This is a genomic window from Vibrio tubiashii ATCC 19109, from assembly GCF_000772105.1.
Taxonomy (GTDB): Bacteria; Pseudomonadota; Gammaproteobacteria; order Enterobacterales; family Vibrionaceae; genus Vibrio; species Vibrio tubiashii.
Window position 1 is genome coordinate 1,944,595 of sequence record NZ_CP009354.1, and the last position, 20,984, is coordinate 1,965,578.

Genomic DNA, 20,984 nt, shown 5'->3' on the forward strand with positions numbered 1-20,984 from the left:
TCGGGAGGTCTTTCTATGAGGTTATTATTCGAGAATAATCTTCAGCTCATCAAACAGAATATCCACTTCTTCTAATGTGTTGTAATGCATAAAGCCAATTCGCACTACACCACCACTCGCTTCTAAATCAAGCTGGCGAACTAGCCCAAGTGCGTAGAAATGTCCATTCCAAACACAGATATTTCTTTCTCCGAGCTTCTTAGCAATAAACTCAGGTGAATGGTTATCAAAAGTTAAAGCGAAGGTTGGCGTTCTTAGCTCGCTGTTGGCTTCCAACTTACCAAACAGTTTCACCCCTTCGAGTTCAGATAATCGGCTAAGAAAGCGTTCGCTAATCGCTGATTCGTGCTGATTAAACTGCTTAAATGAGTCGACTAATCTTTCCCTAAGCGAAGCGTTGCTTTTACCCCACTGCGACAGATATTTCACAGCAGCAATTACGCCAGCTAAACCTTCAAAGCTTTGTGTACCCGTTTCGAAGCGCCCCGGACCTTCATCTTTTGCGGGTTCAACTTTGTAAGGTTTCAAACTCTGTAGCCATTTCGGTGCTACGTAGGCAATACCGACATGTGGACCAAAGAACTTGTACGCAGAGCAGGCTAAGAAATCACAGCCAAGCTTTTGCACGTCAACTAAGTGATGCGGCGCATAATGAACAGCGTCTACATAAACCTTTGCACCCACTTTATGAGCGGCTTCGACAACACGTTGAACATCAACAATTGAACCTGTTGTGTTCGACGCATAGGTCAAAGCAACAAGCGCGGTCTTATCATTGATCAGCGAAAGTAAGTGGTCGATATCAAGACCACAGTCGCTTTCGTCAACACGAGCTTGGTGAACAACCGCCCCTTTGTCTTCTGCGGCTTGTTGCCAGCTTGAGACATTCGAATAATGGTCGAGAGCCGTAACAATCACTTCATCACCGGCTTGCCAATCTCGACTGATTGCACGGCTTAACTGAAAGGTTAATGACGTCATATTTGCGCCAAACACTATGTTGCTGCTTGATTCTGCATTGACCAAGGCTTGAGCATACTCACGTGCTTGCTTCATTAAATCAGTCGTTTGCTGACTCGAAAAGTAATGACCACCCAAGTTAGAGTTAAAGAAACCCAAATAAGCCTGCATCGCTTCAAGTACAGACTTTGGTACTTGAGAGCCGCCAGGGCCATCTAAAAAGATAACTGGCAGATCATTATGTGTTTGACCAAGAGCGCTGAACTGCGCTCTTGCTAAATTAGGAGTGAAGCTCATTCACACTGTCCTTTGCGGTTAACACAAATACATCCATATGCCCCGCTTCACCCTCAATAACCGAGCGAATTGGTGTCGCATTATGCCAAAGTTTGTCGTCAGCTAGCATGGCGACTTCACCACTATGCAAGGCTTTACGGAAGAATGGGGCTTCGTTGAAGCTGCTGTAAACCATGATATCGCCGCCCTCAATATTGTGACGCCCCATACCTACTACTGCGAGATGTTCAAATCCATCTTGGTGAACACCTTCTGGTGCAACCTGAGTCTCGTCATAAACAGCCGAGATACGAATTTGGTGAATCTCGATCTCATGACCATCAGTAAGATGATTAGATTGCGCAAATAGCTGACACATTTCACGCATACCGTCACTATTCATGATCGGCTTTTCAATCGGTTCAAACTGGCGAACCACGTTACCCTGAAAGCGATTAATATCGTCACTTTGAACGAACTCACTCTTATTCAAATCGACCACGTTGCCATCTTGCAATGTCACTACAGAGTAGCGTCTTAAACGATACTGGCCATCAGCATGCTCGGTATGAGGCAGTTGAGTAAACGAAGGGGCCAACTGTGAAATCGCAGCATCACTTAATTTGGTCAGTTGTAGGGTAGTTTCGCGCTGATGTAACATCATCATCTCCTTAATGAATGTACATACCTATAATGTGATTAACATCTTATTCACATTCATTATTTGCGCACTTGTATTGCCGGATCAACTTTTTTTAGCATTTCAATCCATCATTTTGTATATTTTGGAATGTTAACCTATACATATCAACAATAGCAGTGATTAAGTCTGCATTTAAAAAGACACGTGTTCAAAAACTAGATGACTTCACTAGAGCCAATTAATTTTCTTATCAACATCAATGAGTTATAAATATAGACGGCACATCAACAGATAACGTTTGCGTTCTAATCTATAACCAATAATTACATTCTTCTCCCTTGCTAACCCTTTAAATGGCCCCATATATTCCATACAATCGAATCAAATAAATGAAGAAGCGTCACCGCTAATGGAGCACAAATGAGCGACGTAAAACACAGCAATCTTTTAATCCTTGGATCTGGTCCTGCTGGCTACACTGCCGCAGTTTATGCTGCCCGCGCAAACTTAAACCCTGTTCTGGTGACAGGTATGCAACAAGGTGGTCAGTTAACGACAACCACTGAAGTGGAAAACTGGCCTGGTGATCCTGAAGGTTTGACCGGACCTGGTCTAATGGATCGAATGAAAGAGCATGCTGAACGCTTTGAAACAGAAATTCTTTTTGATCACATCAATGAAGTTGATTTCAGCCAGCGCCCTTTCCGCCTTAAAGGTGATAGCGGAGAGTACACCTGTGATGCGCTTATTATTTCAACCGGTGCTTCAGCTAAGTACTTAGGTCTAGAGTCTGAAGAAGCATTTAAAGGTCGCGGTGTTTCTGCTTGTGCAACTTGTGATGGTTTCTTCTACCGTAACCAAAAAGTTGCTGTTGTTGGTGGTGGTAATACCGCAGTTGAAGAAGCCCTTTACCTTTCGAACATTGCTTCTGAAGTTCACTTAATTCACCGCCGTGACAGCTTCCGCGCTGAAAAAATCTTAGTAAAACGCCTAATGGATAAAGTGGAGAATGGCAACATCGTTCTTCATACAGACCGTACTTTAGAAGAAGTCGTCGGTGACGACATGGGTGTAACGGGCGTGCGAATCAAAGATACTCAATCAGACAATATCGAACAAATTGATGTGATGGGCGCCTTTATTGCGATTGGTCACCAGCCAAACACCTCAATCTTTGAAGGTCAGCTAGAGATGAAAGATGGTTACATCATCGTTCAATCGGGCCTAGAAGGTAATGCAACGCAAACAAGCGTACCGGGTGTTTTTGCAGCGGGTGATGTGATGGACCATAACTACCGTCAAGCGATTACTTCTGCAGGTAGTGGTTGTATGGCAGCTCTTGATGCCGAACGTTACCTCGACGCTCTTGCTGATAGTAAATAATATTTTTCATTTTTAGCTCAAAACCTTAAAGCCCTGCGGTATTCCCGCGGGGCTTTCTTTTGTATAATGCCCAGTTCTAAAACTTTATAATAATTCTCATTAAGCCTTCACGATGGATAAAAAGAAACAACGCAGCTTGAATCAATGGCTCAAGCAGCAAAGTAAGCTCGCCAAGCGCTGGCTTATGATTGCTGTCGGTCTAGGTGTTCTTTCAAGCATATTCCTTTTAGTTCAGGCCGCTCTGCTTGCAACGATCATGCACCAACTCATTATCGAACATGTCGATAAATATGAATTAGTCCCTTACTTCTTTGGTTTAGTTGCCGTTATTGGTGCTCGTGCTCTTTGTTCATGGGGTCGAGAAATCGCTGGTTATCGCTGTGGTGAACAGATTCGAGTTTATATTCGCCAACTTATTCTTGATAAACTGCGTGAGCTTGGTCCTGCATACATCAAGGGAAAACCCGCAGGTGCTTGGGCAACCTTGTTGCTAGAACAAGTAGAAGATATGCACGACTTCTTTGCTCGTTACTTACCTCAAATGTCGCTTTCTGTCTTAGTGCCTTTTGTCATCTTGATCGTTGTTTTCCCGGTCAACTGGGCAGCGGGTTTGATCTTCTTGATTACCGCGCCATTAGTTCCAATGTTTATGGCGTTAGTGGGAATGAAAGCCGCTGACGCTAACCGTAAGAACTTTAAAGCCTTGCAACGTTTATCCGGTCACTTCTATGACCGCCTACAGTCAATGACAACCATCAGACTGTTTGATAGAACCGCCGCAGAGACGGAAGTGATGCGCGGCGCATCGGAAGTGTTTAGAGTGCGCACTATGGATGTACTCAAAATAGCGTTTCTATCCTCTGCGGTACTTGAGTTTTTTACTTCTATCTCAATTGCATTAACAGCGGTTTACTTTGGCTTCGCTTTCATCGGAGAGCTCAACTTCGGTGATTACGGTGTGGGTGTTACTCTGTTTGCAGGATTATTTATTCTGGTCTTAGCTCCTGAGTTTTATCAGCCGCTACGCGACTTAGGTACTTTCTACCACGCGAAACAGCAAGCGGTAGGCGCTGCAGAAAGTATTGTTGAGTTTATCGAGACTGACGTAGAAACCGTTCGCTCAGGCTCAACCAAACTGGGCGACACAGACTCCATATCCATCACAGCAAAAGATCTCGAAGTATACTCCCCAGAAGGGCAAAAACTATTAGGGCCTGTAAGCTTTGAGCTTTCTTCCGCGCAAACCACAGCCTTAGTTGGCCCAAGCGGCGCAGGTAAAACGACCCTGATAAACGCAATCTTGGGATTCTTGCCTTACAAAGGGTCGCTGACGATTAACAACATTGAACGTACTGAGCTCGATCTTGAAAGTTGGCGTGAGAAAATCAGTTGGGTTGGTCAAAACCCACTGCTACTGCACGGCTCAATACGTGACAACATTACGCTGGGTAAAACAAACGTCAGTGACCAAGTCATCAGTCAAGCGTTAGAAGAGTCGTTCTCAGCAGAATTCGTTAATCAACATGGTCTTGATTATGCTGTCTCCGACCGCTCTGGTGGTTTATCGGTAGGACAAGCGCAGCGCCTTGCTTTAGCACGAGCTATGGTGCAAAACGGCCACTTCTGGCTGCTTGATGAACCAACGGCAAGCTTGGATGCACGAAGTGAACGTCTTGTGATGCAAGGTTTAGAAAACCAGATCACAAGTAAAACCGCCCTGATGGTTACCCACCAGCTAACACCGCTTAAAAATGTCGAACAAATTCTTGTCATGAAAGACGGTCAGATCGTTCAGTCTGGACAATTTGCACATCTCGCTAACTGTGAAGGACTGTTCCAAGAAATGCTTTCTGCTAACCAAGCACTTAACCAAACCAATAAGGGGAACTTAGATGCGTGAATTACTTCCCTACCTAAAACTGTATAAGAAGCACTGGTTTGGTCTTTCACTCGGTATGCTATTGGCGTTTCTAACTTTAGCCGCTTCTATTGGTCTTTTGACCTTATCAGGCTGGTTCTTATCTGCAGCTGCCGTTGCTGGTCTCACCATCGCAAGAGAAACCTTTAATTACATGCTACCAGGCGCGTTTGTGCGTGGATTTGCCATGGGTCGAACTGCCGGACGTTGGGGTGAGCGTGTGGTCAGCCATAACGCAACTTTCAAGCTGCTTACTGATCTGCGAATCTTTTTCTTTTCCAAGCTAGCACCGTTGATCCCCGGTCGCGTATCTAACCTTCGTGACGCCGATCTCCTCAACCGCCTCGTAGCCGATATTGATGCGATGGACCATGTCTACCTAAGGTTGGTCAGCCCAATGGTTGTCGGTACGTTAGGTATCTTAGGTCTAACTGCTCTTATTAGCTGGTTCGATGCAGAGCTCGGCTTAACTTTGGGCGCTATTCTGTTTGCAATACTGCTGACATGGCCTGCACTGTTTTACAAACTGGGTAAGCGCAACGGTGGTGAGCTCACTCAAAACAAAGCCGATTTACGTATCGCTACCCTAGATTGGTTACAGGGCTACAGTGAACTCACACTGTTTGGTGCGGAAGAGCGCTATCGCAATGCGATCCTAGATACACAGCAAAAGCTACTAAAGAATCAGTTCTTTAATGCTCATTTTTCTGGATTGGCGCAAGCTTTACTGTTACTGGCTAACGGCTGGACGATTGTACTCATGCTTTGGCTAGCGGCGGACGGTGTCGGTGGCAATACGCCAGATCCTATGATCGCTCTGGTCGCATTTGCCACAATGGCGAGTGTTGAACTGTTAATGCCAATTGCTGGTGCCTTCCAACACCTAGGCCAGACACTGACTTCAGCTCGCAGGCTCAACGACATTACTCAATCTGAACCAGATGTCTGTTTCCCAGACCAAGAGACAGAACATGAGCAGCAGTTCTCAATCGAGTATAAAGGGGTCTCTTTCCACTACCCTGATGCGAACAACGATGTCATTAAAAACATCGAGTTAGCGATTCCAGCTCAACATAGAATTGCAATTGTCGGTCAAACTGGCTCTGGCAAATCTACCCTTCTACAGTTGCTCAACCGCTATTGGGATGTTCAACAAGGTTGCATCGAAATTGCGGGTAAGCCAATCCAAGAATGGAGTGAAAGTCAGCTTCGTCAAGCCATTAGCGTTGTGAGCCAGCGTGTCGATATTCTTAATGGCTCACTGCGTGACAACCTAGTCATGGCTAAACCGCAAGCAGAGGACGATGAGCTTGCTCAGGTGCTGTCTAAAGTCGGACTGGCTAAACTTCTCGACGAAACAGGCTTAGACACATGGCTTGGCGACGGTGGTCGACAGCTGTCTGGTGGTGAAAAGCGCCGAATTGGTATCGCACGTGCGCTGCTACATAATGCGCCAATTCTGTTACTTGATGAACCTACTGAAGGTTTAGATAAACAGACAGAGCAGCAAATAATGCAATTGTTCGAGCAGCATTTCGTCGGTAAAACAGTGGTGTTTATTACCCACCGTTTGGTTGACTTAGACAAGATGGATACAATTTGTTTAATCGAGCAAGGTGAGATTGTTGAGCATGGCACTCATCAACAATTGATAGAGCAGCAAGGTCGTTACTTTGCTCTCAATCAAACGCTTTAATAGATAAAAATCTTACATAGCCCCGGCCTACAAATACCGTAAGCCGGGGCTTTTTGTATACTTATACCAATCGGGATGAATAGCTGATCAGATAATTGCGCAGGAAAAGTCGCTTAGAGCAAGGTATAGATTGCGGATAGCTAGTTGCTCTACCTACAAAATCTATAACGCAGCTATCAGCGATTTTAGCCAGCAAGAATGACCAGATATTTATTCTGGTTGGTATTATATAAAAGGTGTTTTTGGTATGACTTATGGCAGCTCAACGTGCGCAACCTTCAAATCGCTCTATTCCTAACCCCTGCATCCGTCACTGCTGCTTAGATAAGGATGACATTTGCTTGGGTTGCTATCGTTCGTTGGATGAAATATTAAGATGGTCACAGTCATCCAATGAGCAAAAGCAGAACATTCTTGATGTGTGTGCTCAACGCAAATCTGAGCGAAAGGGTCGCTGGAGTTAAGAGCAGCTCAAAACGAAAAAAGCAGCCAACTGGCTGCTTTTTAAATCACTATGCTTTTGCTTAACGCTGCTTATTGCGCGCGTTCGGCTGGCCTGCGCCTTTTTTCGGTTTACGGCGTGATGGGTTGTTGCTACGACCACCACCACTGTTTACGCGTTCTTCGTGACGTTTAACTGCACGGCGAATCTTTTGGCTGCGTGAACGTTCGCGTTTGCGAGATGAGTTTGCTTTGTTTTCATCAAGCAATGTCTCTTTCTCTGGGCGAAGTTCAACTAGCTCACGTAAGTAGTTAACCTCTTTAAGATCAAGTTCCATCCATCCACCGCGAGGCAGTTTCTTGTCTAGGTAAATGTCACCGTAACGTACACGTTTTAAGCGGCTAACTGTGGTGTCTTGAGATTCCCACAAACGACGAACCTCACGGTTACGACCTTCGTTAATCGCTACGTAGAAAGTGTGGTTCATACCATCACCACCCGCGTAGACAACGTCTTCGAAGCGAGCCATGCCGTCTTCAAGTTCAACGCCACGAACTAGGTTCTTCACCTTCTGTTCTGTCACTTCACCAAATACGCGCACTAGGTATTCACGTTCTACTTGGCGGCTTGGGTGCATCAAACGGTTAGCTAATTCACCGTCAGTGGTAAATAGCAGTAGGCCCGAAGTGTTCGCATCCAGGCGGCCAACTGAAATCCAACGAGAACCGCGGATTTTTGGCAGACGATCAAAAACAGTACGACGACCTTCTGGATCATGACGAGTACACAGTTCACCTTCAGGCTTGTAGTACGCTAATACGCGACAAATCACTTCTTCCTGCGCTTTAGCAGAAACAGTGTGTCCGTCGATACGCACAACTGCATTTTCATCTTCTAGTCGTTCGCCAAGTTTAGCAACGATACCGTTCACGCTCACGCGACCCGCTTTAATCAAAGCTTCTAGTTCGCGTCGAGAGCCATGACCAGCTCGAGCCAATACTTTCTGTAGTTTTTCGTTCATTTATCTACCTATGTGTCGTCTTCTCAGACGTCGAATAAACAAGTGCGACCCAAAATCGCGGTCGCACATTATCGCAAAAAGTGTGGTGAAAATCACGCACTTTTGACTATTCGAATGGAGCAGGATCACCTGAACCAACACGGGCAATGATTGGTTCATCATTACTGAAATCAACCACTGTTGTTGGTTGCTCGCCTAGATAACCACCATTAAGAATACAATCAACCGCATGCTCTAGTTTGTCGCGAATGTCCTCTGGGTCAGATTCGGTCATATCGTTGCCCGGTAAGATAAGCGATGTTGACATCAGCGGCTCGCCAAGCGCTTCGAGTAAGTCGAGGGCAATTTGGTTATCTGGCACGCGGATACCGATCGTCTTACGCTTGGCGTTCATTAAGCGACGCGGCACTTCCTTAGTTCCTTTAAAAATAAAGGTGTATGGCCCTGGCGTATTGTTTTTCAGCAAACGAAATGCCGTATTATCCACACGAGCATAAAGAGAAAGCTCAGATAAATCGCGGCACAACAGAGTAAAGTTGTGCTTATCATCTAAACGACGAATCTGACAGATACGCTCCAGTGCCTGTTTATTTTCAAGCTGACAACCCAATGCGTAGCCCGAATCCGTAGGGTAAATCACTACCCCACCATTACGAATGATTGCTACAGCTTGATTGATCAAGCGAGCCTGAGGGTTTTCTGGGTGTACGTAAAAAAACTGGCTCATTGTAATTCCTCATTATCGAGTCTCACGACTCTATAGTTAATTGGTATTGTTCGAATCCACTGATGAAGGCTCAATACCCCAATCTTTCCATACAGGTTCAACGCCCGATGGAAGCCATAAATTTCGTCCTAACTCCATCCAAGGTGAAGGATAATGAAAGTCGCTGCCTTGAGAGGCTAATAGATTGTATTGTATAGCATAATCCGCCAAGTTGCGCCTTTCTTGTTGCCCTTGTTGAGGTTGAGCAACTTCCATCGCATCTCCTCCTGCTTCAACAAACGCACTGATTAGCCGTTTTATCCATTTAGCGGTTAGATCGTAGCGCCCTGGGTGAGCCAGTACAGCCTGCCCACCAGCAGCATGTATGGCTTCAATCGCTTCTTTCATTGTGCACCAGTTTGGCGGCACATAACCCGGATTATTGCGCGTTAGGTATTTCTTAAACACTTGCTGCATCGTTTTCGCATAGCCGTTATCGACCAGCCATTTAGCGAAATGAGCTCGCGTGATTGGCGCGTCACCAGCAATCACTTTGACATCTTCGAGCACACCTTCTTGCGTTGCTTTTTCAAGGCGATGAGCAATCATTTCAGCGCGTGCTACTCGATGGTTTTTCTGTTTTACGATCAGTTCATTGAGTGCTTCAGACTCTGGGTCGATATTCAAACCCACAATGTGAATATCTTTATTCTGCCAAACGGTAGAAATTTCAATTCCGTTGATGATCTTCAAAGGCAGATTATTGTCTTGGACATACTGATGCGCAATCGCTAATGCGTCGACAGTATCGTGATCGGTGATCGCTAACACATCAAGCTGAAAGCCAAGGGCTCTATCTATTAATTCATGTGGAGGCAGTCTTCCATCTGAGGCGGTCGTATGACTGTGTAAATCAATTCTCATAATTTTGTTTTTTTAGTTGACTTTTTACCCCTGCACTAGTTAACTAGTACACAAATACGAAGTACCTGACTTAAGGCTCACTATGTTACAAGACATTAACCAAAACCATAAAGCAAAAGTTGCTGCTGGCACTATGAATAATAGTTCAGCTGATCTTGCTTGGTGGCGCACTTGGACAAGTTCTTGGTGGGCTAACGTGTACTTCTAATTCATAGAATTCAAGTTTCAAAAGCCCGCTACCAAAGCGGGCTTTTTTGTTTTGTAATCTGTCTCACATCTAAGTGCTTAAACAATCGTCAAATTTAACCAAATCCTGATTGGGTGACCGTTTGCTTTATGCGACTATGTACGGCAGGAAGTAAAAATTTTAGAGAAAAGGAGGTCTTGTGAACAAGGCCATTGAAATCAAGAAGCTAGGTAACATCGAGTTAATTCGAAGTACGGCCCCGTATGCCCAAGATCCTACGCAGCTGTTCCACACACTATGTGAGAACAAAACCGACAGCCTGCTATTGGAATCTGCTGAAATCGACTCAAAGCAGGACCTACAAAGCCTTCTTATTGTTGACTCAGCGGTGCGCATCGTTTGTTACGGACATACGGTGACAATGACCGCGTTAACCGACAATGGTAAAAACCTGCTTTCTCACCTTACGCACAACATTAATCCGAGTATTCAACATACATTTAACGGCAGCGTACTGGTACTGGAATACAGTGAACCGTGCAACACCTTGGATGAAGACTCCCGACTACGTGAAGCCTCTTCTTTTGATGCACTGCGCTTGATTCAGCACAGCTTCGATATCGCAGAGCTGCACAAGCACGCGATCTTTATCGGTGGTTTATTTGCCTATGATTTAGTGGCTAATTTTGAGCCTTTGGGTGATGCAGCTCAATCAAACCAATGTCCTGACTACGTTTTTTATGTTGCGGAGACCTTACTGGTTGTCGATCATCAAAAGCAGTCTTGCGAGCTTCAAGCTGCCCTGTTCGCTACCGACGCTTGCAAGCCTGAATTAACAGCTCGTATCGAAGAGATCAGTGCTGCCTGTGCCAATTTAAAAACGCTACCAAAAGCAATACCAGTTGCTGATACTCACGCAGAGCCAAGCATTTCTGACACTGACTTCTGCCAGATTGTTCGCGACTTAAAAGAGTTTGTGGTTAAAGGCGATGTTTTCCAAGTCGTGCCATCACGTCGCTTTACCTTGCCTTGCCCTTCTCCACTGGCGGCATATAAAGAGCTAAAACAGAGTAACCCAAGCCCTTACATGTTCTACATGCAAGATGAGCTTTTCACTCTGTTCGGCGCTTCGCCGGAAAGTGCGCTTAAGTACGAAACTCAATCAAACCAAGTTGAGATCTACCCTATTGCAGGCACGCGCCGTCGTGGCAAAAGAGCAAATGGCGAGATCGACTTTGATCTAGATAGCCGTATTGAACTAGAGCTGCGCACAGATAAAAAAGAGAATGCTGAGCACATGATGCTGGTCGATTTAGCACGCAATGATGTGGCTCGTATCTCTCAAGCAGGCACTCGCCACGTTGCGGACTTACTTAAAGTCGACCGCTACAGCCATGTAATGCACCTAGTTTCACGAGTAGTAGGTCAACTACGTGATGACTTAGATGCCCTACACGCTTATCAAGCTTGTATGAACATGGGCACGCTAACTGGTGCACCGAAAATCCGCGCAATGCAATTGATTCGAGATGTCGAGGGAGCCCGCCGCGGCAGCTATGGCGGCGCAGTGGGCTATCTTACTGGAGAAGGAACATTAGATACGTGTATCGTGATTCGCTCTGCTTACGTAGAAAATGGCATCGCGCAAGTTCAAGCCGGCGCTGGGGTTGTTTTCGATTCAGATCCACAAGCTGAGGCTGACGAAACCCGCGGTAAGGCTCAAGCAGTAATCTCTGCTATTCAATCAGCACATAAGGAGTAGCATCGAGATGGCAAATATCGTTTTTATCGACAACTTCGATTCGTTTACCTATAACCTGGTGGATCAATTCCGCTCATTAGGTCACGACGTTATGATTTACCGTAACAACATCGCGGCAGAGGTCATTGAATCGACAGTCGCTAACTTAGATAACCCAGTGGTGCTCCTTTCTCCAGGTCCAGGGGCTCCGTCAGAAGCGGGCTCAATGCCAGAGATTATCCAGCGTCTTAAAGGCAAAGTACCTATGATTGGTATTTGTTTAGGTCACCAAGCAATCGTCGAAGCCTATGGCGGCACCGTTGCTGGTGCGGGTGAAATCATTCACGGTAAAGTATCGATGATGGAACACCAAAACCACGACACCTATGCTGGGCTACCTTCTCCTCTTGCCATTGCTCGTTACCATTCATTAGTCGCAACCGAAGTACCATCGTCTTTAACCATCACGGCTGAAGTTGATGATTTGGTGATGTCTGTAGTACAAGAGCAAGATAAGGTGTGTGGTTTCCAATTCCACCCAGAATCAATTATGACTACCTACGGTGCAACGCTGCTAGCTAATGCCATTGAGTGGGCTCTAAAGAAGAACGACAAATAAGGAACAAGGTCATGGAACAGATTATCAACAAACTTTACGAGCAAGAGTCACTGAGCGAGCAAGAAAGCCAACAGCTTTTTGACGTTATTATCCGCGGTGAGTTAGACCAAATTCTAATGGCGTCAGCCCTAACTGCGCTAAAAATTAAAGGCGAGACCCCAGACGAGATTGCTGGCGCAGCAAAAGCCTTGTTAGCCAATGCGAACCCATTCCCACGACCAGATTATGACTTTGCTGATATTGTAGGAACAGGCGGAGACGGTCATGACACCATCAATATTTCGACCACATCTGCATTTGTCGCAGCCGCATGTGGTTTAAAAGTTGCGAAACATGGTAACCGAAGCGTTTCAAGTAAGTCTGGTTCTTCAGACCTGCTCGATAAATTTGGTATTAACCTAGCGATGAGTGCTGAAGACACGCGCAATGCGGTCGACGAAATCGGCGTCGCATTCTTGTTTGCGCCGCAATATCACAGTGGTGTACGTCACGCGATGCCTGTTCGTCAAACGATGAAAACGCGTACGATCTTCAATATCCTTGGTCCACTAATTAACCCTGCCCGTCCAAACATCGAGCTTATGGGTGTATACAGTAAAGAGTTGGTTCGCCCTATCGCAGAAACCATGCTTAAGATGGGTATGAAGCGAGCAGCGGTTGTCCACGGTAGTGGCTTAGATGAAGTCGCGATTCACGGTGAAACTACAGTAGCAGAAATCAAAGATGGAGCTATTCATGAATACACAGTTTCGCCAGCGGACTTTGGCCTAAGCCAACACCCACTCGAAGCAATTAAGGGCGGCACACCTGAAGAGAACAAGGCTATCACGACTAATATCTTGACGGGTAAAGGCACAGAAGCTCAAGCGGGGGCGGTAGCCGTCAATGTGGCACTACTCATGCGTCTATTTGGTCACGAAGACCTTAAAGCAAACGCAGCGCAAGCTCTTGAAGCGATGAACTCTGGCAAGGCTTATGAGCTAGTGCAGAAATTAGCGGCTCACGCTTAACACCTCGAACAATAAGGTTATGAAAATGACTCAGGTAAAAGAAAAATTATCCGAACACGTTTCTGTTAAAGAAGCTGAGATGGCAGAAGTCTTAGCTAAGATTGTTCGCGACAAGTACCAATGGGTTGCTGAGCGTAAAGAATCACAGCCACTTGAGACATTCAAAAGTGATTTAACGCCATCAGACCGCAGCTTCTATACAGCGCTAAAACAAGACAACACTGTTTTCATCACCGAATGTAAAAAGGCCTCTCCTTCCAAAGGTTTAATTCGCGATGACTTTGATCTTGATTACATCGCATCGGTTTACAACAACCATGCAAACGCCATTTCGGTGTTAACCGACGAGAAGTACTTTCAAGGCAGCTTCGACTTCCTACCTCAGGTAAGAAAGCAAGCGAAACAGCCAATTCTATGTAAAGACTTTATGGTTGATACCTATCAGGTTTATTTGGCACGTCACTATAGTGCCGATGCGATTTTGCTAATGCTTTCAGTACTCAGTGATGAAGAATATCGTGAGCTGGCTGAGGTGGCTCATTCACTCGATATGGGCGTACTGACTGAAGTTAGTAATGAGCAAGAGCTTCATCGCGCTGTAGAGCTAGGAGCGAAAGTCATTGGCATCAACAACCGTAACTTACGTGACCTTTCGACCGACCTAAATCGCACCAAAGAATTGGCCCCAACCATTCGTCAGCTTGCACCTGATGCAACCGTGATCTCTGAGTCTGGAATCTACACTCACCAACAAGTGAGAGATCTTGCTGAGTTCGCTGACGGCTTCCTCATCGGAAGCTCTTTAATGGCAGAAGAAAACCTCGAGCTCGCTGTTCGTAAAGTGACATTGGGTGAAAACAAAGTATGTGGTTTGACTCATCAAGATGATGCCGCGAAAGCTTATCAATCAGGCGCTATTTTTGGTGGTTTGATTTTTGTCGAGCAATCTAAACGCTTTGTGTCGTTAGAATCAGCACGACTCACAATGAGTGGCGCACCGCTTAAGTATGTGGGTGTATTCCAAAACCACCAACATGAGCAAATCATCACAACTGTCAACGAACTAGGCCTCTCTGCCGTTCAACTTCATGGCAAGGAAGATCAAGCGTTTGTTGACACATTACAGGCATCTTTACCTTCTGGTGTTGAAATCTGGAAAGCGTATGGCGTAAGCGAGAATGTCCCTGCACTTATCGAGAATAACGTTGACCGTCACCTGCTTGATACTAAAGTCGGCTCTCAAGTCGGTGGTACAGGCTTAGTATTTGATTGGTCATTAATCGGCGACCCTTCGAAGGTGATGTTGGCCGGCGGCATTACACCGTTTAATGCGCAAAAGGCCGCGGCTCAAGGCTGTTTAGGATTAGACCTCAACTCGGGTGTCGAACACTCCCCGGGTAAGAAAGATGGCGAAAAGCTAGCACAAGCTTTTGCAGCAATCAGAAATTATTAAGAATTTGTATAGCGCGTTATAGACGCGCTCAAAGTGAAAGGAATTTTAACATGGCAAAGCTAGATGCCTACTTCGGCGAATACGGTGGTCAGTACGTACCACAGATTTTGGTCCCTGCCCTTGAGCAGTTGGAACAAGCGTTTATTGATGCTCAAGAAGACCCAGAGTTTCGTAGCGAATTTATGTCACTGCTACAAGAGTATGCAGGTCGCCCAACGGCGCTTACACTGACCCGCAACCTGACCAAAGGCACCAAGACCAAACTGTATCTTAAACGTGAAGACCTACTTCACGGCGGCGCGCACAAAACCAACCAAGTATTGGGTCAAGCACTACTGGCTAAGCGAATGGGTAAGAATGAAATCATCGCTGAAACTGGTGCAGGTCAACATGGTGTGGCAACAGCACTCGCTTGTGCTTTGCTCGGTCTTAAGTGTCGTGTCTACATGGGTGCTAAAGACGTTGAACGTCAAAGCCCGAACGTATTCCGTATGAAACTGATGGGCGCTGAAGTCATTCCTGTTCATTCAGGTTCTGCGACGCTAAAAGATGCATGTAACGAAGCGCTACGTGATTGGTCTGCAACATACGAGGATGCGCACTACCTATTAGGTACAGCAGCAGGCCCTCACCCGTTCCCAACTATCGTTCGTGACTTCCAACGCATGATCGGTGAAGAGACGAAGAACCAGATCCTTGCTCGCGAAGGTCGTCTTCCTGATGCAGTTATTGCCTGTGTTGGCGGCGGTTCTAACGCCATTGGTATGTTTGCAGATTTCATTGAAGAAGAAAGCGTACGTTTAATTGGTGTTGAGCCAGCAGGTAAAGGTATTGATACCGACCAACATGGTGCTCCTCTTAAGCATGGTAAAACGGGGATCTTCTTCGGTATGAAAGCGCCATTGATGCAAGATCCAAATGGCCAGGTTGAAGAATCTTACTCAGTCTCTGCTGGATTAGACTTCCCTTCTGTTGGTCCACAGCACGCACACCTTAATGCCATTGGCCGTGCAGAGTATGACAATGTCACCGACGACGAAGCTTTAGACGCTTTCCAAGAGCTTGCGCGTAGCGAAGGTATTATTCCTGCGCTTGAGTCTTCTCACGCACTAGCGCACGCACTGCGCATGGCTCGCGAGAACCCAGAGAAAGAACAGTTATTGGTTGTTAACCTATCCGGTCGTGGTGACAAAGACATCTTCACCGTACACGCCATCCTAGAAGAAAAAGGAGTGATCTAATGAGTCGTTATGCGAAGATGTTTGAGCGCCTGAACGAGAAAAACCAAGGCGCATTTGTACCCTTTGTAACGGTTTGCGATCCAAACGCAGAGCAGTCTTACAAGATCATGGAAACACTCGTTGAATCAGGTGCAGATGCGCTTGAATTAGGTATTCCGTTTTCTGATCCTTTAGCAGATGGCCCAACTATTCAAGGTGCTAATATTCGCGCTCTAGATTCTGGCGCGACACCTGATATCTGTTTCGAACAAATCGGTAAAATTCGTGCTAAATACCCAGAACTGCCAATCGGCCTACTGATGTATGCTAACTTGGTTTACTCACGCGGTATCGAAAACTTCTACCAGCGCTGCGCTCAAGCCGGGATTGACTCCGTTTTGATTGCTGACGTTCCAACCAACGAAAGCGCAGAGTTCGTCGCGGCGGCAGAAAAGCACGGTATTCACCCAATCTTCATCGCACCGCCAACAGCAAGTGACGAAACACTTCAGCAAGTTTCTCAGCTTGGTGGTGGTTATACTTACCTACTGTCTCGTGCAGGTGTAACTGGTGCTGAAACCAAAGCAAATATGCCTGTCGGTGATATGCTAAGCAAACTGAATCAGTTTGATGCACCTCCGGCACTGCTAGGTTTCGGTATTTCTGAGCCAGAACAAGTTAAGCAGGCGCTCGAAGCAGGCGCTGCGGGAGCGATTTCTGGCTCAGCCGTAGTCAAAATCATTGAAAACAATACTGAAAACCCAGCAGAAATGTTAAATCAGCTCGCAAACTTTGTTTCTTCAATGAAGGCTGCAACACAGAAGTAACGTGTTAGCCATCTAAACATCTATGAGATCAGATTCTTATTGAGTGTAAGAATCTGATCTTTTTTTTAACATCTATCCGCGTATTCAAGCCCCTTCGACCGCCCCTCTTTCAACAAATAGCTCTTAAAAATAGATAACCTTGATTTATAGCAAACGTTTTCTTTTGTACAAAAACTTAGCGCCAATCAATAAATCGTTTATTAATTATTCGAACCATCTATAACGCATATTGCTAAATGTAAAATTAAAGTGTACAAAGCAAGACGATATTATTATCCATTGTTAATAAATAAAATGGTGGGTAATTCTTGGATTTTAAATTTTGTTAGCACAGAGGTTATGGAAGTGTTAAAAGAAAAGAGTTTGCTAAACAACATTGGTGTTCAAGTTGTCATAGCTATGATCCTAGGTACTGCCGTCGGTGCCTTGATGGGGAACAGCGCAACTATGTTCGCTCCACTGGGCGCGATCTTCATCAATCTAATTAAGATGCTAGTTATCCCACTAGTTGCCGTTGCACTAATTTCTGGTGCTGCTGGCCTAGGTAACAGCCAATCTGCTGGTAAAGTTGGCTTGGTCACACTGGGCTACTTTGGTTTGACTTCAGCTCTAGCTGTAGCGCTAGCGTTATTTATGGGTGAAGTATTCAAACCTGGTCTTGGCATTGATGTGTCTGGTGTTGAGGGCATGTTCTCGGCTGAGTACGCTTCTAAAGGTGAACTTCCTACTTTCTGGGCAACCATCACTGGTATGATCCCAACCAACGTTTTCCAATCACTGAACGAAGCAAATATCCTACAGATCCTAGTTTTCTGTATGTTCTTTGGTATTGCAATTTCTAAGCAAGCAAAAGAGCGCCGTGAGCCAATCATGAACGGTGTAAACTGTATCGTTGATGCTATGGTTTGGATGATCAACAAGGTAATGATCATCGCGCCAATCGGTGTATTCGGTCTTATGGCAGAAGCGGTTGGCACCTTTGGTTTTGCCGCTCTTATGGTCGTATTCAAGCTATTCGTTGTATACGTCGCTGCTATCCTTATCTTTGGTTTCGTCGCTTACCCACTGATGGTACATATCTTCACTAAGACTTCAGCGAAGAAGTTCCTGACAGCAATGAAGAAGCCTCAAGCCGTGGCACTATCTACCGCCTCTTCAATGGCAACTCTGCCAGTGACTATGGACACGGTTGAGCACGAGTTAGGCGTTAAGAACTCGACAGCATCATTCGTTCTGCCATTAGGCGCAACGATTAACATGTCAGGTAATGCGATTTACTATGGCCTAGTGGCAATCTTCTTTGCTCAGCTGTTCAACATCGACCTAGGCATGGGCGCGTACATCGCAATCATCGTAACATCAACACTTGGTGCTGTTGGTCAGGCTGGTGTTCCAGGCCCATCTTTCCTTGTTGTTGCCGTACTTCTAGCAGCAGGTATTCCAATTGAAGGTCTACCGCTACTGTTCGCTCTTGACCGTATCTTCGATATGATTCGTACCGCACTGAACATCACGGGTGACGCTGCATGTGCAGTCATTGTTGATGCACTAATTGAAGAAGAAGAGCAAGAAGCTGAACTGCAAAAGCAGCAAGCTTAATCGCTGATAGTTTTGAAATTGAAGCCACTCGATTGAGTGGCTTTTTTATTTTTTGCGACCGCGTAACCCGATTAGATTGCCGAATGGGTCTTCAAGTTGAAGCATGATCATGCCATCTTCAATGTCGAGTGGGCCTCGATAAAGTTTTGCACCTAGAGCACACAGCTCTTCGATTCGAGTTTGTAAGTTATCGGTAAGCCAATAAAGCACTGTACCACTTTTCCCATTAGAGACCTTGGCATCCGCTTGTACCAATTCGATAACAAAATCCCCTAGGCGCAACAAAGTAAAATCGTAATCGGGTAAATAGACAAGTTCAGCCATCGGAAACGCTTTCTGGTACCAATCAAGACCAGCTTCCACATCGGGCACATGGACAAGCAATGCAGCAGGTGTCATCCCATCTCTCCTATAAACGTGCCACACATGGTCAGCGATGGCTCTCAAGGTGTTTAAACTGCAATTCGACTAGACGCTGATAGAGTTCACAACTTTCTAGCAGTGATTGGTGGTCGCCAACATCGACTAACCGACCATGATCCAAAACTGCAATTTTATCGGCATGTTTAATGGTAGAGAGCCGGTGCGCAATGATGATTGTCGTTCTGCCGCGCATCAACTCTTCAAGCGCTTGCTGTACATGATGTTCGCTTTCACTATCGAGGGCACTGGTCGCTTCATCAAGTAAGAGGATATTCGGGTCTTTCAAGATCGCTCTAGCAATTGCGATGCGTTGTTTTTGCCCACCCGATAATCGGACTCCGCGCTCGCCAAGGAAACTGTTGTATCCTTCCGGCAAGTTCATAATGAAGTCGTGAGCGTGTGCTTTCTTAGCCGCTTCGATCACTTGTTCGTCCGTCGCCTCTGGGTTGCCGTAGCGAATGTTATGGAAGACATCATGACTAAACAGAGCGGGTTGCTGAGGCACCAAGGCCATCTGATTTCTTAGATCTTGCGGGGCGAACTCCCTCACATCCATATCCCCCAACAAAACACTGCCCTGCTGAGGGTCATAGAACCTCTGCAAAAGTTCAAATAAGGTTGTTTTCCCTGCGCCTGAAGGCCCTACTAACGCAAGGATTTTTCCTTCTTCGGCCACAAGGTTAAGGTCTTGCATCGCAGGTTGGTCAGGTCGTGAAGGATAATGAAAGGAAACGTCATTGAACGAGACTTCTGCTTTCAGTTTATCAGTGCTTCGGTTTATTGATTCTGGCGCGGTAATGCGGCTTTCTACTTGTAGAATTTCGATTAAGCGTTCAGTGGCACCAGCCGCGCGTTGCAATTCGCCGAGTACTTCGGAAATTGTCGCCAGTGAAGAGGCAACCATGATCGCGTAGAAAACAAAGGCCGCTAAATCACCCGCTGACATAACACCATTAATCACGTCACTACCACCAACCCATAGCATTCCTGAGATGGCGCTAAATACAATCACAATCACTCCTGAGATGAGAATCGCGCGTTGTAATACACGTTTACGCCCTATCTCAAACGCTCGCTCTACCTCGTTGGAGAAAAAGCGTTTTTCTTGCGCTTCACGGCTGTAACTTTGCACTGTTTTAATATGCTCTATCGCCTCACCGGCATAGCTACCCACATCTGCCATCGAATCTTGGCTTTGGCGAGACAAAGCTCGTACTCGTCGCCCGTAAAACAGAATAGGAACTAGAATAAATGGCACCGAAGCCAAAACGATAAGGGTGAGTTTAATGTTGGTAGCAAACAACATGATTACCGCGCCAATACACATCAGCGCACTGCGCATCGCCATAGAAAACGATGAGCCAATGATACTCTGGAGCAACGTCGTGTCAGTCGTGATTCTCGACATGATGTCGCCACTACCATTGGTCTCGAAATAGCTCGGATGAAGAGTAATGATATGGTTGAATACCGCGAGCCGAATGTCAGCACTTACTCGCTCCCCTACCGAGGATACGAGATAGAAACGGAAAAATGTGCCAATGGAAATCAGCAAGGTAACGACAAGGATAAATCCAATCGCACTACCTAGTTCTTGAACCGATTGCTGAGCAAAACCTTGGTCAATCAAGATTCTCACCCCTTGACCGACCGACAGTGTTAATGAGGCAGTGACAATTAACGCAATCAAAGCAGCGGCAACCTTCAACTTATAAGGTTTGATAAAGTTGACCAGTTCTAACAATATCCCCAAATTTTTCTTTGGTAACTCTTGAGCCGGATTAGACTGCTCAAGATTTGGAGCACTCGTTGATTGCATAGTTGTACCTTATTTTCTAATTGGCGACTTGTAACAAAGACGCCTACCTACCATAAGGTATTGGGGTTTAATGAATAAATAGCAACCCGAGAGGTCACCGGATACAAAAAAGCCCGA

19 protein-coding genes and 1 other annotated feature are annotated in these 20,984 nt (G+C 45.8%); of the genes, 12 read left to right on the forward strand and 7 right to left on the reverse strand.

Annotated features, from left to right (window positions below; genetic code table 11):
* Positions 1-24: 24 nt before the first annotated feature.
* Positions 25-1,257, reverse strand: coding sequence for a cysteine desulfurase-like protein (locus IX91_RS08790; protein ID WP_004749025.1), 1,233 nt, complete (start codon positions 1,255-1,257; stop codon positions 25-27).
* On the reverse strand, positions 1,241-1,897 hold the full coding sequence (locus IX91_RS08795) for a 2OG-Fe dioxygenase family protein (RefSeq protein ID WP_174329880.1): 657 nt from the start codon (positions 1,895-1,897) through the stop codon (positions 1,241-1,243). Before IX91_RS08795 ends, IX91_RS08790 begins: the two co-directional genes overlap by 17 nt.
* 402 nt (positions 1,898-2,299) lie before the next feature.
* Here IX91_RS08795 and trxB point away from each other — a divergent pair, with 402 nt between their 5' ends.
* The 4 genes from trxB (at position 2,300) to IX91_RS25810 (ending at position 7,340) form a co-directional block, all read left to right on the forward strand.
* The gene (gene trxB, locus IX91_RS08800; RefSeq protein ID WP_004749027.1) at positions 2,300-3,262 is read left to right on the forward strand and encodes a thioredoxin-disulfide reductase; all 963 of its coding nucleotides are present in this window, start codon (positions 2,300-2,302) and stop codon (positions 3,260-3,262) included.
* Positions 3,263-3,374: 112 nt separating this feature from the next.
* A complete protein-coding gene (gene cydD, locus IX91_RS08805) occupies positions 3,375-5,162 on the forward strand; it encodes a heme ABC transporter permease/ATP-binding protein CydD (RefSeq protein ID WP_004749028.1) in 1,788 nt (595 codons plus the stop codon).
* Positions 5,155-6,876 carry a heme ABC transporter ATP-binding protein/permease CydC gene (gene cydC / locus IX91_RS08810; protein ID WP_004749029.1) on the forward strand — a complete coding sequence of 574 codons (1,722 nt, stop codon included), beginning with the start codon at positions 5,155-5,157 and terminating at the stop codon, positions 6,874-6,876. Before cydD ends, cydC begins: the two co-directional genes overlap by 8 nt.
* Before the next feature lie 254 nt (positions 6,877-7,130).
* The gene (locus IX91_RS25810; protein WP_004749030.1) at positions 7,131-7,340 is read left to right on the forward strand and encodes a DUF1289 domain-containing protein; all 210 of its coding nucleotides are present in this window, start codon (positions 7,131-7,133) and stop codon (positions 7,338-7,340) included.
* Between the two features lie 60 nt (positions 7,341-7,400).
* On the opposite strand, the gene rluB is transcribed toward IX91_RS25810, so the two are convergent.
* From rluB to rnm, 3 genes are all read right to left on the reverse strand, one after another.
* Entirely contained in the window at positions 7,401-8,339 is a 939-nt protein-coding gene (rluB, locus tag IX91_RS08815) for a 23S rRNA pseudouridine(2605) synthase RluB (RefSeq protein WP_004749286.1), read from the reverse strand.
* A 106-nt stretch (positions 8,340-8,445) separates the two neighbouring features.
* Entirely contained in the window at positions 8,446-9,066 is a 621-nt protein-coding gene (locus IX91_RS08820) for an L-threonylcarbamoyladenylate synthase (protein ID WP_004743552.1), read from the reverse strand.
* 36 nt (positions 9,067-9,102) lie between these two features.
* Positions 9,103-9,969 carry an RNase RNM gene (gene rnm / locus IX91_RS08825; protein WP_004743553.1) on the reverse strand — a complete coding sequence of 289 codons (867 nt, stop codon included), beginning with the start codon at positions 9,967-9,969 and terminating at the stop codon, positions 9,103-9,105.
* Between the two features lie 82 nt (positions 9,970-10,051).
* On the opposite strand from rnm, the gene IX91_RS08830 reads away from it, so the two are divergent.
* The 8 genes from IX91_RS08830 (at position 10,052) to IX91_RS08865 (ending at position 18,625) form a co-directional block, all read left to right on the forward strand.
* Positions 10,052-10,177: a hypothetical protein gene (locus tag IX91_RS08830; RefSeq protein WP_004743554.1), complete on the forward strand. Its 126-nt coding sequence runs from the start codon at positions 10,052-10,054 to the stop codon at positions 10,175-10,177.
* Positions 10,124-10,227, forward strand: a sequence feature (Trp leader region). Its footprint overlaps the gene before it by 54 nt.
* Before the next feature lie 128 nt (positions 10,228-10,355).
* Entirely contained in the window at positions 10,356-11,918 is a 1,563-nt protein-coding gene (locus IX91_RS08835; RefSeq protein ID WP_004743555.1) for an anthranilate synthase component 1, read from the forward strand.
* A 7-nt stretch (positions 11,919-11,925) separates the two neighbouring features.
* On the forward strand, positions 11,926-12,516 hold the full coding sequence (locus IX91_RS08840) for an aminodeoxychorismate/anthranilate synthase component II (RefSeq protein WP_004743556.1): 591 nt from the start codon (positions 11,926-11,928) through the stop codon (positions 12,514-12,516).
* Positions 12,517-12,527: 11 nt separating this feature from the next.
* Positions 12,528-13,526: an anthranilate phosphoribosyltransferase gene (gene trpD / locus IX91_RS08845; protein WP_004743557.1), complete on the forward strand. Its 999-nt coding sequence runs from the start codon at positions 12,528-12,530 to the stop codon at positions 13,524-13,526.
* Positions 13,527-13,551: 25 nt separating this feature from the next.
* Positions 13,552-14,979: a bifunctional indole-3-glycerol-phosphate synthase TrpC/phosphoribosylanthranilate isomerase TrpF gene (gene trpCF / locus IX91_RS08850; RefSeq protein WP_004749287.1), complete on the forward strand. Its 1,428-nt coding sequence runs from the start codon at positions 13,552-13,554 to the stop codon at positions 14,977-14,979.
* A 50-nt stretch (positions 14,980-15,029) separates the two neighbouring features.
* A complete protein-coding gene (gene trpB, locus IX91_RS08855; protein WP_004743950.1) occupies positions 15,030-16,220 on the forward strand; it encodes a tryptophan synthase subunit beta in 1,191 nt (396 codons plus the stop codon).
* Positions 16,220-17,026, forward strand: coding sequence for a tryptophan synthase subunit alpha (gene trpA, locus IX91_RS08860; protein WP_004743949.1), 807 nt, complete (start codon positions 16,220-16,222; stop codon positions 17,024-17,026). Before trpB ends, trpA begins: the two co-directional genes overlap by 1 nt.
* Before the next feature lie 339 nt (positions 17,027-17,365).
* Positions 17,366-18,625, forward strand: coding sequence for a dicarboxylate/amino acid:cation symporter (locus IX91_RS08865; RefSeq protein ID WP_004749288.1), 1,260 nt, complete (start codon positions 17,366-17,368; stop codon positions 18,623-18,625).
* Between the two features lie 45 nt (positions 18,626-18,670).
* On the opposite strand, the gene IX91_RS08870 is transcribed toward IX91_RS08865, so the two are convergent.
* Together IX91_RS08870 and IX91_RS08875 are read right to left on the reverse strand one after the other, a co-directional pair.
* Entirely contained in the window at positions 18,671-19,024 is a 354-nt protein-coding gene (locus IX91_RS08870) for a VOC family protein (RefSeq protein WP_004744048.1), read from the reverse strand.
* Positions 19,025-19,055: 31 nt separating this feature from the next.
* Entirely contained in the window at positions 19,056-20,867 is a 1,812-nt protein-coding gene (locus IX91_RS08875) for an ABC transporter ATP-binding protein/permease (RefSeq protein WP_004749289.1), read from the reverse strand.
* Positions 20,868-20,984 lie beyond the last annotated feature (117 nt).